General features: G+C 75.5%; 19 protein-coding genes. 7 read left to right on the plus strand and 12 right to left on the minus strand.

Going from position 1 to position 15,008, the window contains the following annotated elements:
- Positions 1-6 precede the first annotated feature (6 nt).
- Positions 7-537 carry a DUF4334 domain-containing protein gene (locus NP075_RS01645; protein ID WP_227564755.1) on the minus strand — a complete coding sequence of 177 codons (531 nt, stop codon included), beginning with the start codon at positions 535-537 and terminating at the stop codon, positions 7-9.
- Positions 534-2,666, minus strand: a complete 2,133-nt coding sequence (locus NP075_RS01650) for a DEAD/DEAH box helicase (protein WP_227564756.1) — start codon at positions 2,664-2,666, stop codon at positions 534-536. Before NP075_RS01650 ends, NP075_RS01645 begins: the two co-directional genes overlap by 4 nt.
- A gap of 391 nt (positions 2,667-3,057) precedes the next feature.
- On the opposite strand from NP075_RS01650, the gene NP075_RS01655 reads away from it, so the two are divergent.
- A complete protein-coding gene (locus tag NP075_RS01655) occupies positions 3,058-4,101 on the plus strand; it encodes a S66 family peptidase (RefSeq protein WP_227564757.1) in 1,044 nt (347 codons plus the stop codon).
- On the opposite strand, the gene NP075_RS01660 is transcribed toward NP075_RS01655, so the two are convergent.
- Complete coding sequence (locus tag NP075_RS01660; protein WP_227564758.1) at positions 4,102-5,058, minus strand: helix-turn-helix transcriptional regulator; 957 nt, start codon at positions 5,056-5,058, stop codon at positions 4,102-4,104.
- Positions 5,059-5,162: 104 nt separating this feature from the next.
- Between NP075_RS01660 and NP075_RS01665 the strand changes: the two genes are divergently transcribed.
- Positions 5,163-5,561, plus strand: a complete 399-nt coding sequence (locus NP075_RS01665; protein ID WP_227564759.1) for a VOC family protein — start codon at positions 5,163-5,165, stop codon at positions 5,559-5,561.
- A gap of 74 nt (positions 5,562-5,635) precedes the next feature.
- On the opposite strand, the gene NP075_RS01670 is transcribed toward NP075_RS01665, so the two are convergent.
- The 3 genes from NP075_RS01670 to lgt form a co-directional block, all read right to left on the minus strand.
- The gene (locus NP075_RS01670; protein WP_227564760.1) at positions 5,636-6,277 is read right to left on the minus strand and encodes a winged helix-turn-helix transcriptional regulator; all 642 of its coding nucleotides are present in this window, start codon (positions 6,275-6,277) and stop codon (positions 5,636-5,638) included.
- A 5-nt stretch (positions 6,278-6,282) separates the two neighbouring features.
- On the minus strand, positions 6,283-6,717 hold the full coding sequence (locus tag NP075_RS01675; protein ID WP_227564761.1) for a VOC family protein: 435 nt from the start codon (positions 6,715-6,717) through the stop codon (positions 6,283-6,285).
- 69 nt (positions 6,718-6,786) lie between these two features.
- On the minus strand, positions 6,787-7,770 hold the full coding sequence (gene lgt / locus NP075_RS01680) for a prolipoprotein diacylglyceryl transferase (RefSeq protein WP_227564762.1): 984 nt from the start codon (positions 7,768-7,770) through the stop codon (positions 6,787-6,789).
- 59 nt (positions 7,771-7,829) lie between these two features.
- Between lgt and NP075_RS01685 the strand changes: the two genes are divergently transcribed.
- Positions 7,830-8,411 (plus strand): hypothetical protein, encoded by a 582-nt coding sequence (locus tag NP075_RS01685; protein ID WP_227564763.1) that lies wholly within the window; start codon positions 7,830-7,832, stop codon positions 8,409-8,411.
- A 21-nt stretch (positions 8,412-8,432) separates the two neighbouring features.
- Here NP075_RS01685 and NP075_RS01690 read toward each other — a convergent pair whose 3' ends face one another.
- A complete protein-coding gene (locus NP075_RS01690) occupies positions 8,433-8,912 on the minus strand; it encodes a MarR family winged helix-turn-helix transcriptional regulator (protein ID WP_227564764.1) in 480 nt (159 codons plus the stop codon).
- 91 nt (positions 8,913-9,003) lie between these two features.
- On the opposite strand from NP075_RS01690, the gene NP075_RS01695 reads away from it, so the two are divergent.
- Positions 9,004-9,888 carry an alpha/beta hydrolase gene (locus tag NP075_RS01695; protein WP_227564765.1) on the plus strand — a complete coding sequence of 295 codons (885 nt, stop codon included), beginning with the start codon at positions 9,004-9,006 and terminating at the stop codon, positions 9,886-9,888.
- A gap of 30 nt (positions 9,889-9,918) precedes the next feature.
- Here the strand turns inward: NP075_RS01695 and NP075_RS01700 are convergent, their stop codons facing one another.
- Together NP075_RS01700 and NP075_RS01705 are read right to left on the minus strand one after the other, a co-directional pair.
- On the minus strand, positions 9,919-10,206 hold the full coding sequence (locus NP075_RS01700; protein WP_255629759.1) for a histidine phosphatase family protein: 288 nt from the start codon (positions 10,204-10,206) through the stop codon (positions 9,919-9,921).
- Between the two features lie 4 nt (positions 10,207-10,210).
- Positions 10,211-10,606 (minus strand): histidine phosphatase family protein, encoded by a 396-nt coding sequence (locus tag NP075_RS01705; protein WP_256791411.1) that lies wholly within the window; start codon positions 10,604-10,606, stop codon positions 10,211-10,213.
- Between the two features lie 124 nt (positions 10,607-10,730).
- Here NP075_RS01705 and NP075_RS01710 point away from each other — a divergent pair, with 124 nt between their 5' ends.
- Positions 10,731-11,174, plus strand: coding sequence for a hypothetical protein (locus NP075_RS01710; protein WP_227564766.1), 444 nt, complete (start codon positions 10,731-10,733; stop codon positions 11,172-11,174).
- A 10-nt stretch (positions 11,175-11,184) separates the two neighbouring features.
- Here the strand turns inward: NP075_RS01710 and NP075_RS01715 are convergent, their stop codons facing one another.
- Both NP075_RS01715 and NP075_RS19065 read right to left on the minus strand, forming a co-directional pair.
- Positions 11,185-11,733, minus strand: a complete 549-nt coding sequence (locus NP075_RS01715; protein WP_227564767.1) for a DUF427 domain-containing protein — start codon at positions 11,731-11,733, stop codon at positions 11,185-11,187.
- Positions 11,730-12,179 carry a DUF1905 domain-containing protein gene (locus NP075_RS19065; protein ID WP_308054142.1) on the minus strand — a complete coding sequence of 150 codons (450 nt, stop codon included), beginning with the start codon at positions 12,177-12,179 and terminating at the stop codon, positions 11,730-11,732. The genes NP075_RS01715 and NP075_RS19065 overlap by 4 nt, the downstream gene beginning before the upstream one ends.
- A gap of 257 nt (positions 12,180-12,436) precedes the next feature.
- On the opposite strand from NP075_RS19065, the gene NP075_RS01725 reads away from it, so the two are divergent.
- Both NP075_RS01725 and NP075_RS01730 read left to right on the plus strand, forming a co-directional pair.
- Positions 12,437-13,708 (plus strand): sensor histidine kinase, encoded by a 1,272-nt coding sequence (locus tag NP075_RS01725; RefSeq protein WP_227564768.1) that lies wholly within the window; start codon positions 12,437-12,439, stop codon positions 13,706-13,708.
- Positions 13,705-14,391 (plus strand): response regulator, encoded by a 687-nt coding sequence (locus NP075_RS01730; protein WP_227564769.1) that lies wholly within the window; start codon positions 13,705-13,707, stop codon positions 14,389-14,391. The genes NP075_RS01725 and NP075_RS01730 overlap by 4 nt, the downstream gene beginning before the upstream one ends.
- A 22-nt stretch (positions 14,392-14,413) precedes the next feature.
- On the opposite strand, the gene NP075_RS01735 is transcribed toward NP075_RS01730, so the two are convergent.
- The gene (locus NP075_RS01735; protein WP_227564770.1) at positions 14,414-14,875 is read right to left on the minus strand and encodes a hypothetical protein; all 462 of its coding nucleotides are present in this window, start codon (positions 14,873-14,875) and stop codon (positions 14,414-14,416) included.
- Between the last annotated feature and the right edge of the window lie 133 nt (positions 14,876-15,008).

Consider the following 15,008-nt stretch of genomic DNA (forward strand, 5'->3'; position numbering starts at 1 on the left):
AAGGCGTCACGCCTCCCGGCGCAGCACGAAGACGTACGGTCGGGGATCGCCGCCCACATCCATGACGCCCAGCACGGTGTCGGCGTCGACCCGCCGGAACGCGTCGACGATCGGCTGGCGGTCGTAGACCATCGCGGCCGAGACGGCGCCGCGGTGCTCGATCCTCCGCAGCCGGGCCTGCGGACGCCGCGTCGTCATCAGGGGGCGCACGAGGGGGAACGCCCGCGCCACCACCGCGCGCGGCACGGCCGGCGCCACCCGCAGGGCCGCGCGCAGCGGCAGCCACGTCGGCGTGACCGCCACGAGCCGTCCGTGCCGCGCCCGGAAGACCAGCGGGTGCACCCGCTCCGGCGTCTCCATGCGCTTGCCGTGCCAGCCGGCCGCCTCCAGCAGGCCGTCGAACGGGTGGCCGGTGGGGATGCCGCGGCCTGCCCAGGAGCCGAGCATCTCGTCGACGTCGATCGCGGGCAGGGAGTCGAACAGGGCCAGGGCCTCGGCGGCGGTCGTGCCGTGCTCGATGCCGCCCAGGCCGGTCACGACGCCAGCGCGTCCGTGAGCAGCCCGACCAGGGCGTCGAGCTGCACGTCGGTCGACGAGTCCACGTCGTCGTCCCCGGCGCCGTCCAGCGCCCGGGCGGCGAGCCCGGACTTGCTGTCGATGAGCTCGGCGATCCGGGCGTCGATGGTCTGCGCGGCGACGACGCGCCAGGCGGTGACCGGCTGGTCCTGCCCGATCCGGTGGATCCGGTCGATGGCCTGCGTCTGCTCGGCGTACGTCCACGACAGCTCGGCGAGCACCAGGTTGGACGCGACCTGCAGGTTCAGCCCCACGCCGGCGGCCGTCAGCGAGCACACGACGATCGACACCTCGGGGTCGTCGACGAACGCGGCGATGTTCTTCGCGCGGGCGCGGGGCGTCTGGTCGCCCCGGATCGAGGCGTAGCGGATGCCGCGGTCGGCGAACGTCTGCTCGGCGGCGTCCATGACGTCGACGTGCTTGGCGAAGAACACGACCTTGCCGACGTTGCGCGCCAGCTGCGCGGCGTAGTCGGCGGCCAGCCCGGCCTTGGCCTGGCCGATGCGGCGGACCATCGTGAAGACGTTCTCCCCGCCGGCCTTGGAGCTCGAGTCCTTGAGCTCGGCGGCGGCGACCCGACGTGCGAGGTCGAGGTCGACCTCGTCCGTGGCCGCGTCGGCACCGCGCGCCTCCAGGGCGGCGCGGTAGCGGCTGACGAGCCGCTGGGCGAGGGCCGCCTCGGCTGCGCGGATCGAGCGCCCGACGGCACCGTCGAGCTCGACGGGCAGGTCCGCCACCCGGCGTGCCGGGATGTCGGCGACCACGTCGATCTTGCGTCGGCGCACGATGCCCATGTCGATGACCGCGGACCGCGCGGCGGTGTAGAAGCCGCGGTCCGCCGGCGTCAGACCGGTGTCCTCCAGGGCCGTCATGAGCTTGCCGAGCGGCTTGGTGTCGTCGATCCACCCGAGGAACTGCCAGATCGCCCGGAAGTCCTCGATGTCGTTGATCAGCGGCGTGCCGGTCAGCGCCATGAGCAGCGGGCGGGCCGTGCGGGTGCGGATCTGCTCGGAGAGCGCCAGGACGTGCTGGGAGCGCTGCGAGCTCTTGTTCTTGATGAAGTGGGCCTCGTCGACGACCATCCCGCGGAACCCGAGGTCACCGAGCCAGCCGACGTGCCGGTCGAGGATCTCGTAGTTCACGATGACGACGTCGGCGAACGCGTCGACCTGCTCGCCGTCCCCGTGCACGACCGTGGCCTGCCGGAACGGCGTCCACAGCCCCACCTCGTGCGCCCAGTTCGTCTTCACCACGTTGGGGGCGACGACGAGCAGCGGGTAGGCGTCGGCGGCCTGCGCGCAGAGCAGCGCCTGGGCGGTCTTGCCGAGGCCCGGCTCGTCGGCGAGCAGGAAGGTGCGGTGGCCGCGGGCCGTGGCCGCGACGACGCGGGCCTGGTGCGGCATGAGCTCGCGGCCCGGGGGGACCGGCACGTGGCGGGGCTCGGGCAGCGCCATGCAGGCGGGCGTGCCGTCGGCCGCACGCTCGAAGGACTCGAAGAGCGGCTCGAGCAGCTCCCACCCGGCCAGGCGGCGGGGCCGCGCGGCCATCCGCTCGGCCGCGGCCTCGAAGTCGGGGGCGAGGAACGGGTTCGCGAGCCGGCGGGAGATCACCGACTGCGGCACCGCGCGGGTCTCCGCGACGGGCGCCGCCGCGGGCGGCGGGGTCGGCTCGGGCTCCTCGGGCGGCTCCATACCGGCCGCGCGCATCATCGTCGCCCTCAGCGCGCGCGCCGCGTCGGTGACGCGGGCGTCCTCGGCGAGCAGCGCGAGCAGGGAGGTGTCCCGGGCCGCGGTCCTGGCCAGGAGCGTCGCGATCTCGTCCAGCCGCTTGAGCTGCTTGGTGCGCCGGTCCTGGGGGCCGCCCTCGGCCATCACCCGCGCGCGCTCCTCGCGGACGAGCAACGCCACGACCTGGAACTTCGTGCGCACCGCGGGGCGCGTCGGCTGCCGCTGCACGGCCCTGTCGACCTCACGAGCGGCGTCGGCGAGCACCGGCAGGAGTCCCTGCTCGGTGGCACGCGGGGCGCGGCGGCGCTGTGCGCCGGCGTCCGTGCGCGCGCCACCGGACCGGCGCTGGCCTGCTCTTGCCACCTTCTCCTCCTTCGCAGCTGCCGCCGCGCACACGACGCAGCGCCGTGCCGTGGCCCACCGGGGCCGGTCGGCGTGGGACCCCACCGGCGTGCGGTGGGTCGACCAGGCCGACGCAGCGAGTCCGGGCTGAAGCGTCGTGGCGCTGCCCGTCCGCGCCGCCCGCTGCTCGTGCTCACGCTGATCGTGCCACGTCGCCGGGCGTCTGCGTGAACGCCTCGCGGCGGCCGGGGCGGGCTGCGCGGCCGTCGACGTACCTGACGCCACCATTATCGCGCACCCGACGGCGGGCGACTCGCCCGTCGCCCCGCCGCGGCGTCCCGCGCACGACGCCCGTCCCCCGGGCGCTCGGATCGGCCTTGCCCCCGCGCTCCCGGCCTGGTGGGGTGAACCCGTGCCTGCCCTCGTCCTGCCGCCCAAGGCCGTCCCCGGCGACCGCGTCGCCGTGGTCTCACCCTCGTTCGCCGCCCCGGGGTTCGCACCCGCGGTGCACGAGCAGGCCCTGCGGCGGCTGGTCGAGGCGACCGGCCTGGTGCCCGTGGAGTACCCGACGACGCGGCAGCTGGGGGCCTCGCCGCAGGACCGCGCGCGTGACCTGAACGCGGCGTTCGCCGACCCGACGATCCGCGCCGTGCTGGCCACGATCGGCGGGGACGACCAGATCCTCGTCGTGCCGCACCTCGACGCGGCCGCGGTCCGGGCGGACCCCAAGCCCTTCCTCGGCTACAGCGACAACACCAACCTCCTGGCCTGGCTGTGGCAGCAGGGCGTCGCCGGCTTCTACGGGGGCTCCACGCAGGTGCACCTCGGCCCCGGGCCCGCCGTCGACGACGTGCACCTGGCGTCCCTGCGCGCGGCGCTGCTCACCGGCGAGACGCTCACGCTGACCGAGCCGGGGGAGTCCGAGGACCTGGGTCACGACTGGCTCGACCCGCGGGCCCTGACCGAGCACGGTGAGCGGGAGCCCACAGAGCCGTGGACGTGGGCCGGCCCGGCCCGTTCGGTCACCGGCCCCACCTGGGGCGGCTGCCTCGAGGTGCTCGACTGGCTGGCCATGGCCGACCGGTTCCCGCCGACCGCCGATCTCGAGGGCGCGGTCCTGCTGCTCGAGACCAGCGAGGAGCTGCCCTCGGCGCAGACCGTGCAGCGCTGGGTGCGCTCGCTGGGCGAGCGCGGGCTGCTCGCGGCCGTCGCCGGCGTGTGCGTCGCGCGCCCGCCGGTGACGGGGTTCGAGGTGCGGCTCGACGCCGAGCAGCGGGCCGCCCGCCGTGCGGAGCAGCGCGACGCGGTCGTGGGCGAGGTCGCCCGGTACAACCCGGACGCCGTCGTGTGCGTCGGCGTGCCCTTCGGCCACACGCGGCCGCAGTGGATCGTCCCGTACGGCGGTCGGATGACGCTCGACGGGGCCACGCGGACCGTGACGGCGTCGTACGCCTGACTACGTCACGGCGGTGTTCCGCCTGACCAGTGCCGCACCGATCCGGGCCAGCTCGGCGCGCACCGCCGCGGGCTCGACCACCTCGACGTCCCCGCCCCACCCGGCGAGGTGCCGGGCGACGTCGAGCGCGGTCGGTGCGGTGACGTGCGCCCGGGCGCGCCCGTCGTCGTGCGTCCCGGCGGGCGAGCAGTGCCGGCCCATCCGGTCCTGGAGGATCGGCAGGAGGTGGGCGTCGAGGAGGACGGTGGCGCGCAGCGTCGAGCGGCGCGCCTCGACCTCCTCGACCGTGCGTTCCCAGAGCCGCCGGACGTCGAGGCCGTCGGGACGGTGCGCGGGCTCGTCCGTGACGTCCGCGTGCTGGATGCGGTCGAGCCGGAACGTCCGCGGGCCGTGGCTCGTCCCGGCGAGCAGGTACCAGGTCCCGTCCTTGTCGGCGAGGCCCCACGGGTCCACGGCGCGCGCGGACGGCCCACCGGTGCGGCTCGCGTACCGCAGGTGCACGCGCCGGCGGCGGACGACGGCGCTCTCGAGCTCGTCGGCGAGCGCCGGCCGCGACCGGCCCTGCTCACCCCAGCCCACGGGGTCCACGACCACGGCGTCCGCCGCCGCGGCGGCCTCCGCGCGGAACGTCCGCGGCAGCGCGCGCAGGACCTTGCGCAGCGCCGAGCGTGCCTCGGGGCGAGCACGTGCGGAGTGCGCGGGCCCGACCAGGGCGAAGAGCGCGCGCGCCTCCGGTGCCGTGAGCCCGGTCAGGTCGGTGCGAGCCCCGCCGACGAGCTGCCACCCGCCGCCCCGCCCGGGTCGGGGGTAGACCGGCACACCCGCTGCGGCGAGGGCCTCGAGGTCGCGGCGCGCGGTCGCGAGGGACACCTCGAGCTCGCGCGCGACCTCGGCGGCCGTCGTGCGGCCGCGCGTCTGCAGCAGCAGGAGGGTGGCGACGAGCCGGTCTGCGCGCACAGGTCAAGAGTGCTCCCGAAAGTGCTCACTCGGTGAGCACTTCACCCACGACTGTGGAGAGGTGAGGCGGGACCGCCCCGCCCCGGACCGGAAGGACGATCGCCATGCTCCGCGGACTCGCCACCGTGAACATCTACGCCGCCGACCATGCCGCCGCGAGCCACTGGTACGCCGACCTGCTCGGCATCGAGCCGTACTACCAACGGCCCGGGTACCACGAGTTCCGCATCGGCGACTACGAGCACGAGCTCGGGATCATCGACCGCCGGTACGCACCCGAGGGTGAGCCGGACGTCCCCGGCGGCGCGGTCGTGAACTGGTACGTCGACGACCTGCAGGGCGCCGTCGCCCGGCTCCTCGACCTCGGCGCGACGCTGCGCGAGCCGATCACCGAGCGCGGCGAGGGCTTCGTGACGGCGTCGGTCGTCGACCCGTTCGGCAACGTGCTGGGCGTCATGACCAACCCGCACTACCTGCAGATCCTGGCGCGCGACCGGGCGTGATCCGCGGCCGGCGCCGGACCGCGGCCACGGGTGGTGCCCCGTGCCGGCCTGCGCGTCGGCGTCCGGCCGCCGGTTCACGCCGCCAGGTGGAACGTGGCCGCGAAGCGGCCGAACAGGTCGGCGCGGCCGTGCAGCACCTCGACCGCGCCGCTGGTGATCGCGTCGTCCGGGGCGAGCTCGCCGGCGATCACCCGGTGGATGCCGGGGCCGGCCGTGAAGGCGAGGTCCGCGTCCCCGTCGCCGCGCGTCACGGCGAGGGAGGGGCCGTGGACGTGGATGAGGAGGCCGGCGTGGCCGACCCGCGCCGCGTAGGCCGTCGCGGGCAGCGCGGCCGCGACCTCGGGCCGGAAGGTGGTGCGCAGCGTCATGGTCAGGGCGTCCGGGGTGAGGACCTGCTCGTCGCGCGGCTCGCCCAGGGCCCGGAAGCCCCACGCGCCCATGGCCAGCACGACGGGCTCGAGCTCGCGTCCGTACGGCGTCAGCTCGTAGACGATGACGCGGGAGCGCGGCGCCCGGCGCAGGATGCCCGCCTCCTGGAGCTCCTTGAGCCGCGTCGCCAGGACGTTGCTGGGGATCCGGGGGAGGCCGGCGGCGAGCTCGCCGTAGCGCCGCGGCCCGACGAGCAGGTCGCGGACGATGAGCAGCGCCCACCGTTCGCCGACCAGCTCCAGGGCACGGGTGACCCCGCAGTGCTGCCCGTAGTCGCGTGCGGCCATCGACCTCAGGCCTGCTGGTTCACGACGGCGTCCGGGCCGTGCTCGGCGGCGACCGGGTCCATCCAGCCGAGCTCGAGGACGTTGCCGTCGGGGTCGGTGAGCTGGCGCTGGTACATGAAGCCGTAGTCGGCGGCCGGACGCTCCTCCACGCCGCCGGCGGCGATGCCCCGGGTGATGGCCGCGTCCACGGCCTCGCGGTCGTCGAGGAAGACGGCGGTCGTCGCCGAGACGGTCTGCGTGGGGTCGCCGACCGGCCGGTCGGAGAAGGCCTGGAAGTACTCACGCGTCAGGATCATGAACGCGCTGTGGCCCTCCTCCACGACGACGCAGGCAGCGTTGTGGTCCGTGAACAGCGGGTTGATGCTGAAGCCGAGCGCTGTGTAGAACGCCTTCGCGCGGTCCAGGTCGGTCACGGGCAGGTTGACGAACATGGTGGTCATCGCGGGTCTCCCTCATGGGCGGTTCGTCCTGTGTGTCCCGGATCACACTTGCAAAAAACAAGTGCCCGGTCAAGGGGTGGGGGAGGTCCGCCCGGGGTGCTCGCGGGGGCCGAGGTCGGACTCTCCCGGCGAGTCCGTCGCGCCGGCGTCCGCTCCTGCCGCCGTCGGCTCCGAGGCCGCGCCGGAACCGTGGCCGGGGCGCAGCACCGACGTCTCCGGCTCGGGGTGGCGGCGTCGCTGCACCACGATGATCGTCACCCCGATCAGGACGGCGGCCAGCGCGCCCCACACGTTGGCGGGAAGCCCCAGTGGCGTCACGCTCGTGGGGTCGATCCGCAGCAGCTCGAGCCACATCCGGCCCGCGCCGTACCAGACCAGGTAGGTGCCGAACGCGGTGCCCCACCGCAGTGCCACCCGGCGCTCCAGCAGCAGGATCAGGGCCATGCCGAGCAGGTTCCACGTCATCTCGTACAGGAAGAGCGGGTGGAACAGCGTCCCGGCCGGCAGGCCGTCGGGGAAGGCGGGGTTGCTCGCCGGGATCTCCAGGCCCCACGGCAGCGTGGTGGCGCTGCCGAACAGCTCGTGGTTGAACCAGTTGCCGAGCCGCCCGATGGCCTGCGCCAGCAGCATCGCGGGTGCGAGCGTGTCGGCGAACGACCACAGACGCACCCCGACGCGGCGGCACCCGATGGCGGCGCCGACCGCCCCGCCGATGAGCGCACCCAGGATCGCGATGCCGCCCTCCCACACGTAGAGGACGTGCACCAGGTCGCGGCCGGGCCCGACGTAGTCCCCGAGGTGCGTGAGCACGTGGTAGATCCGGGCGCCCACGATGCCGCACGGCACCGCCCAGAACGCGATGTCGAGGGCCGCGTCCTGAGGGCCGCCGCGGGCCGTCAGCCGCCGCGACGTCAGCCACACCGCCGCCGCGATCCCGGCCATCAGGCACAGCGCGTAGGTGTGGACCGTCAGGGGCCCGATCGAGAACCCGTCCCACGACGGGTCGGGGCTGGGGATCGACAGGGGCGCGACGGCACCGGATGCGTGGATCACCGGGTGAGCATCCCCCGTGGGCGCTCCTGCGGGAAAGTGCGGGGCGGTACGGTGCCGTGATGACGCGCGCCCGGTACGTCCGCCTCGTCCTCCTCGCGCCCGTCCTCGTGGGCCTGGGCGCGTGCGCGAGCCTGGGCGGCGCACCGGCCCCGGCCGACGCCGAGGCGATCGCCGCGCGGGTGCAGGCCGTCGGCATCGCGCCGGACCTCGTCTACGTCACCGACCTCGACGGGTTCGACCTGGCAGCGCAGTCCGTCGGCGTCATGGGGAACGACGGCATGTCCGCGACGTACACGCGCGTCGACGGCGCGACCATGGCCACGGTGACGCTGACGACCTCGCGCCCGACCGACCCGCAGCCCGACCCGGCCCCCGTGCCGTGCGCGGACCTGCCCGACGCGGACGCGCCCGTGCTCGCGTGCCAGGTGGAGCGGGGGGAGGCGCTGGTCCGGCTCGACGGGCAAGGTGTCGATGCCGCGACGCTGCGCGCCGCCGGGAAGGCGGTCCGGGTGCCCGGCGCCGGAGAGCTCGACACCGTCTTCGCCGACGTCCCGGAGGAGATCGGCCCGCCCGTCGAGCGCGGCGACCTGCCGGAGCACGGGGACGGCGCCCCGATCAACCCGACGGGCGAGGGCGGCTGAGGCGCGCCACCGCGGGAGCGCTCAGGCCTCCGCGATCTCGCGGTGGGGGACCCCGGCACGGGGGTCCACGGAGGGCTGGAGCGCCGCCCTCAGGGTCGCGAGCAGCTCGGCCAGGCGCTGCGCGTCCACCGCCGGGAGCAGCGGGCCGATGATGTCGCGCGTGGCGGCGTCGAACACAGCGGCGGCGCGGTCGACCGCCGCCGAGCCGTGGGGTGTGAGCGTCAGCGTCGACGAGCGCCCGTCGCGGCGATCCGCCGCGCGCCGGCACCAGCCCTGCTCCTCCAGCCGGTCGACGGCCTTGCTCGCCGCGCCGACCGTGAGCGAGATCGACCTCGCGACGTCCACCACCCGGCAGCCCGGGACGTCCCGGATGACGCTCAGCAGCTCGAGCTGCGGCAGCGTGAGGCCGCCGGCGTCCTTGAGCCGTCCGTCGACGAGGTTGTAGAGGGTCGTCTCGACGCGGACGAGGTCGATGAGCAGCGTGCCCCGGTCGGCCTCCACGCGTCCGCCCCCCAAAAGTAGATTCCTTGGAATGCATCTGCCCCACGGATGGTTAACCAGGAATCTATCGCGGGACCGTCAGGAGGCAGACATGTCACACGACCAGCTCGTCGCCATCGACCAGGAGCTGCGCAGCGGGGGCGGAGGGCAGGCGGCTCTCGCCGACCAGCGCGCCGGGTACGAGCAGTTCTGCGCACGGCCGGCCGAGCCCGACGTCACCGTGACGGACGTCCTGCTCGGCGGCGTCCCCGCGCTGCGGGTCGAGCCGCCCACCACGACCGCCGGCACGCTGCTGCACCTGCACGGCGGCGGGTACGTCATCGGCTCAGCGCGCTCCGGGCTCGCCCTGGCCGGCGCACTCGCCCGGCGCGCCGGGGCGAGCGCCCACTCGCTGGGCTACCGCCTCGCACCCGAGCACCCCTTCCCGGCAGCCGTCCACGACGGCCTCGCCGCGTACCGGGCGCTGCTCGACGCCGGGTGGACCGCCGACCGGATCGCCCTGACGGGGGACTCCGCCGGCGCGGGACTGGCCATCGCGACGCTCGTCGCTGCCCGGGACGCCGGCCTGCCGCAGCCGGCCGCCGTCGTGGCGATGTCGCCGTGGGTCGACCTGACGCTGACGGGCGACACCCTGCGCACCCACGAGGCGATGGACGCCATCTTCGACGCCGCCGACATCGCCGGGTACGCGGCCCTGTACCTCGGGGACGCCGATCCCGCCCACCCCGCCGCGAGCCCTCTGCTCGCGGACCTGCGCGGCCTGCCGCCGCTGCTGGTCCAGGTGGGGACGAACGAGGTGCTGCTCGACGACGCCACGCGCCTGGTCGCACGCGCCGCCGCGGCCCACGTGGACGTCACGCTCGAGGTCGTCGCCGGTGCGCCTCACGTGTTCCAGAACTTCGCCGGACGGCTCGACGAGGCCGACCGTGCGCTGGACCGGGCCGGCCGCTTCCTGGCCGACCACCTGGGGCGGTGAGGCAGGGCGCTCAGGTGCGGGCGCACCGCGTCAGCGCAGGTGGGCGACGTCGCCGACGGTGACGACACCCCGGTTGTGGAAGTACCCGTCCTCGCGCAGGGTCGTGATGCTCCCCGAGGGGACGGGGAACGCGACGTGGCCGGCGGCCTCGAGCGGCATGCCGATCCACGCGGCGACGACCATGCCGGCGGTGAACCCGTGGGTGACGACGACGAGCTCGTCGTCGTCCCGTCCCAGCAGCTCGGTCATGGCCCGGTAGGCGCGGACGGCGACGTCGAGCCGGGTCTCGGAGCCCGTCACCCCGTCGTGGTGCCGCATCCGCTCACCGACCGCCCGGGGGCGGCACCAAGCGGGCGTCGAGCCACGCCTGCGGACGCCCGCCCGCCTCGCCGTACGACTTCTCCCGCAGCCGCGGGTCGAGTGCGGCCTCCACGCCCAGGACCGCGCCGATGATCTCGGCCGTCCGGCGGGTCCGGCGCAGGTCCGACGCCACGAGCCCGACCCGGGCCGACCCGTCGATGCGGGCGTGGAGCGCCGCGGCGATCGCCGCGGCCTGACGTTCCCCGCGCGGCGTCAGGGCCGAGTCGAACTGGCCGCCGACCAGGCCCTCGACGTGGTGGGTCGCCTCGGGGTGCGTCACGACGGTGACGGTGCGCTCGCGCGGCGGCACCCGGCCGGGGACGGGGGGCGGCGGGAAGCTCGGCGGCGGGGCGTCCACGGCGCCAGGCTCCCACGACCAGGCTCGCCCCTGGCGTTGCCGAGGCGGGTGGTGCACCTGCGGCACCGCGTCGTCCGGTGGCGGACGGGCCCGAGTCCGGGGCCGGGCGGGTTACGGTGCGCGCATGAGCAACCTGAGCGACGTCGGTGACCGGGACGCGTGGCGCTGCTGGCTGTGCGACGAGCCGGTGGACCCCGACGCCTCGGTGAACTCCGACCTCGGCCCGAGCGTCGACGCGGGGGCGCTCGTCAAGACGAAGAAGGGGACGACGGGCGTCGAGCGGCTCGCGCACCGCGCGTGCAACACCCGCAAGGGCGCGGTCAAGCCCGTGGTGGCGTGGTCGCCGGACCTCTTCGTCGTCGACCCCGCGCCCATCGCCGAGACCGTGGAGCGGCTGCGGCGCAAGGGCGGGCGCGAGGTCGTGGCGCGGTGCCCCAGCCGCGCGGACGCCGACGCCGCCGCCGACTGGTTGGTCGACCGGCTGTCACGGTTCGCCCCTGACCTGCCGGTCACGACGCAGGTCGAGCCCGGCGGCGGGCAGTTCCTCCTGGCGCTGCGGGCGGGCTGAGGCGGCGCGCTCACCAGCCCCGCGTGCCGTCGGCGCCCTTGAACGGCCCCACGACGCGGCTCGTGCGCCAGCCGCCGTAGAAGTCGCCCTCCTGCGCCTCGACGACCTCGCCGTCGACCGTGCACCGCGTCATGCGCCCCGGGTAGAGCGCGACGTACCCCGCCAGGGCCTCGTACCCGGGGCTCGGCTCGGGATACGCCCAGGCTGCCCGGTGCGCCCGCACCTCGCGGCCCGACGCGTCGCGTCCGACGACGTCCCAGTACCGGGCGCGGCCCTTGAACTCGCACCACGACGACGCGCCCGGCACCTCCCGGAGCACGCCGGTGGCCACGTCCTCGGGCGGCAGGTAGTACGTCGGCGGGTGCGAGGTCTCCAGGACGCGCAGGCTGCGGCGGGTGTCCGCGACCACGGTCTCGCCGAGCACGACGACGACGTGGGCGGTGCTCGGCTCGACGCGCGGCGGACGCGGGTAGTCCCACACCGACTCCTGGCCGGGCCCGGGCTCGACGGCCCGTCGCCCACCCGGCGGCGCGGTGCGGGGGCGCCAGGTGCCGCTCACCGGGGATCCCCCGAGGCGCTCGGCTCCCACCCGCGCCCGGCGGCTCGTCCGTCGTCCGCTGCCGGGTCGTAGTAGTCGTCGTCGTCCGCCGGGTCGTGCGCGGGGACCCGGCGGGCCGCCGGCGCGACCTCGTCCGCGGCGTCGTGCTCGGGGTCGTCGGGGTCCTCGACGACGACCACGAGCGTGACGTCGTCGCCCAGCTCGACGCCCTCCGCCCGGCGGGCGGCGACCTTCATCGGCACCATGAAGCCGCCGTCCTTGGGGAAGATCGACGTCGTGAACGTCGTCGCCCCCAGGGTCACGGTCGCCGGGATGCAGCCCCAGCCGTAGGTCACGCGCGAGGAGACGACGCGCAGCCGCGCGGCCTGCGGCTCCGGCAGCGCGACGAAGTGGTACGGCGTCGGACCGCGCCACCACACCACCTCGCCGACGAATCGCAGCTCCACGGGGTGAGCATGGCAGCGTGCGCCGACACCGGCCCGGCGAGGCGGGGGGACGCCGCCGCCCTCCATCCTTCGATGCAACCGCTGCAGTCCGTCCCTTCGCCCGGCGCGACCGCACCCGGCCGGCCCCTACGTTCGGGTCCGTCAGCCCGACCCGACGAGAGGACCGTGATGGGTGCCGTCAGCGCGCCGCCGCCCCCGCAGGAACCCGTCCGTGATCCCGTCACCCTGCCCGCACCGGCGCGTCTATCGTGACGTCGGTGACCGGGCGTCCCGCTGCGTACCGCCGCCGGCCGACGGACGTCGTGCCCCTGGCGGTCTGGGCGCTGTCCGTCGCGCTGGTCTCGGCCTCCGTGGTCCTCAACCAGGCCGACCCGGCGGCGGCGCGCGGCGTCCCGGGGTTCGGTCAGGCCGCGTGGTGGTGGGCGGTCGCGGTGATGGCGCTGCAGGCGGGCGCGCTGGCCCGGTGGGGCGACCACCCGCGCGCCGCCCTGCTCGCCGTCGCCGCCGGGGTGCCCGCGCTGTTCGTGCTGGGCGACGCCATCGGCTCCGGGCTGCTGGTCGTGATGGTCGCGGCGTACCGGGCGGTGCTCGCCCGGCCCGCGCGGCGCCTCCTGCCCAGTCTGCTGGGCGCCGCGGTGCTGGTCGCCCTGGGCGTGACCGCGTCCGTGGTCCGCACCGGGGCCGAGGGCTGGATCGTCCTCATCGGAGGACCGTTGCAGGCCCTGGCGGCCGTCGGCCTGCCGGCGGTGCTCGGCAGCGTCCTCGCGTCCCGGCGGGACGCCCTCGACGCGCTGGCCGCCACCGCGCAGGCGCAGCACCGCGAGCGTGACGCCCTCGTGCAGGTGGCCGTCGAACGGGAGCGGACGGCGATGGCGCGCGAGCTGCACGACATCGCGGCCCACCACCTGTCGGGCATCGCCGTGATGACGGGGGCGATCGGGCGGCAGATCGACGTGGACCCGGAGGGCGCGAAGGTCGCGGTCGCGCAGGTGCGCGAGCAGAGCACGGCGATGCTGCGGGACCTGCGCAACCTCGTGGTGCTGCTGCGGGACGTCGACACCCCGCCCGAGCCCGGCGGTCAGGTGCGGATGGAGACGCTGGCGGGGATCGACGACCTCGTCGCGCGGGCCGAGGAGTCCGGGGCGCGGGTCGCGCTGGAGAAGGTCGGTCCGGTGGCGCAGGTCGCGGCCTCCGGTGCGGTCGGCCCGCTGGCGCAGCTCGCGGCGTACCGCGTGGTGCAGGAGGCGCTGGCCAACGCCGCCCGGCACGCGCCCGGTGCGCCGTGCGAGGTCCGCCTGGACGCGGGCGAGGAGGGCCGCGTCGAGGTCGTCGTCCGCAACTCCCGGCCCGACCCGGGAGAGGTGCCCGGGCACCACGACCCCGGCTACGGTCTGGTCGGGATGCACGAGCGCGCCGAGCTGACCGGCGCGTCCTTGCGGTACGGGCGGACCCTGGACGGTGGTTGGCAGGTCACCCTGTCGGTCCCCACGGCGGCCGGGCCGTCGACGAGCGAAGGGCAGGACCGATGAGCGAGGCTGCGTCCCCGACCGTCCGGGTCGTGGTGGCCGACGACCAGCCGCTCGTGCGCGCCGGCCTGGCCACGGTGCTGGCGACCGAGCCGGGGATCGAGGTCGTCGGGCAGGCCGCCGACGGCGCGCAGGCGGTGGACCTGGCGCTCGCGCTGCGCCCGGACGTCGTGTGCATGGACATCCGGATGCCCGGCAAGGACGGCATCACCGCGACGCGCGAGCTGTGCGGCCCCGACGTCGCCGACCCGATCCCCGTCCTGGTGCTGACCACGTTCGACGTCGACGAGTACCTGTTCGGCGCGCTCGAGGCGGGCGCCTCGGGGTTCCTGCTCAAGGACGCCGAGCCGGCGACGCTCGTCGAGGCGGTCCGCACGATCGCCGCCGGCCACGGCATGCTCGCCAACGGCCTGACCCGGCGCGTGCTGCGTGAGGTCGTCACGCGTCGCCGGACCCAGCCGGTGACCGCGGCCCGCGCCAGCGAGCTGCTGACCCCGCGGGAGCTGGACATCGTCCTGCTGCTGGCGCAGGGCATGTCGAACGAGGAGATCGCCCGCGAGCTGTACCTCGAGGTGTCGACGGTGAAGTCGCACCTGGCCCGGGTGATGCCGAAGCTGGGCGTGAAGTCACGCCTGCAGGCGGTGGTGTGGGCGTACCAGAACGGCATCGTGGACGTCGCGGGCTGAGAAGCAGCCGGCGGACCGGACGTCAGCAGCGTCGCGCCGCCCACACGTCCTCGACGTCGGACGTGGTGTGCAGCCGCGCACCGTCGACGGTGTCGACGTCGTAGTGGGTGCCGTGCGTCCACCGGACCGTGCGGACCTGGCACCGGTCGACGAGGTCGACGACCTCCTCGCGGGAGACGATCTGGCGCGGCTCCGGCTCCAGCGCCTGCGCGATCCCGTACCAGGCGCCGAGCGCCACCGGGACGACGAGCACCGCCCACCCGTGCACCCGGCGCAGCGTGGGCCGCGACCGACCCGCCCGGTAGAGCGCGACGTTGACGAGGAGGACCGCCACCACGCCGACGGACGCCGCCACCAGGAGTGCCGTCCCGAGGCTGTCGAACGTGCCGTTCACCCCGTTGGTCGCGTCGACGAGCAGCAGGACCACGCAGAGGGCGAGCGGCGCGAGGAGCAGGGCGAACAGCACCCGCCAGGGCCACGACATCGGGCTTCCCGCCTGCGGCGGCGCCGGCGCAGAGGGGGTCGGCTCGCCCATGTGCGCCTGCGCTCCTCGCCGTCGACGGACCGGATGCGGCACACCGTACCGGAGAGCATGATCGAGTCGGGCGGCGCGGGCA

It is taken from the genome of Cellulomonas wangsupingiae, from assembly GCF_024508275.1.
In the GTDB taxonomy this organism is placed as follows: Bacteria; Actinomycetota; Actinomycetes; order Actinomycetales; family Cellulomonadaceae; genus Cellulomonas; species Cellulomonas wangsupingiae.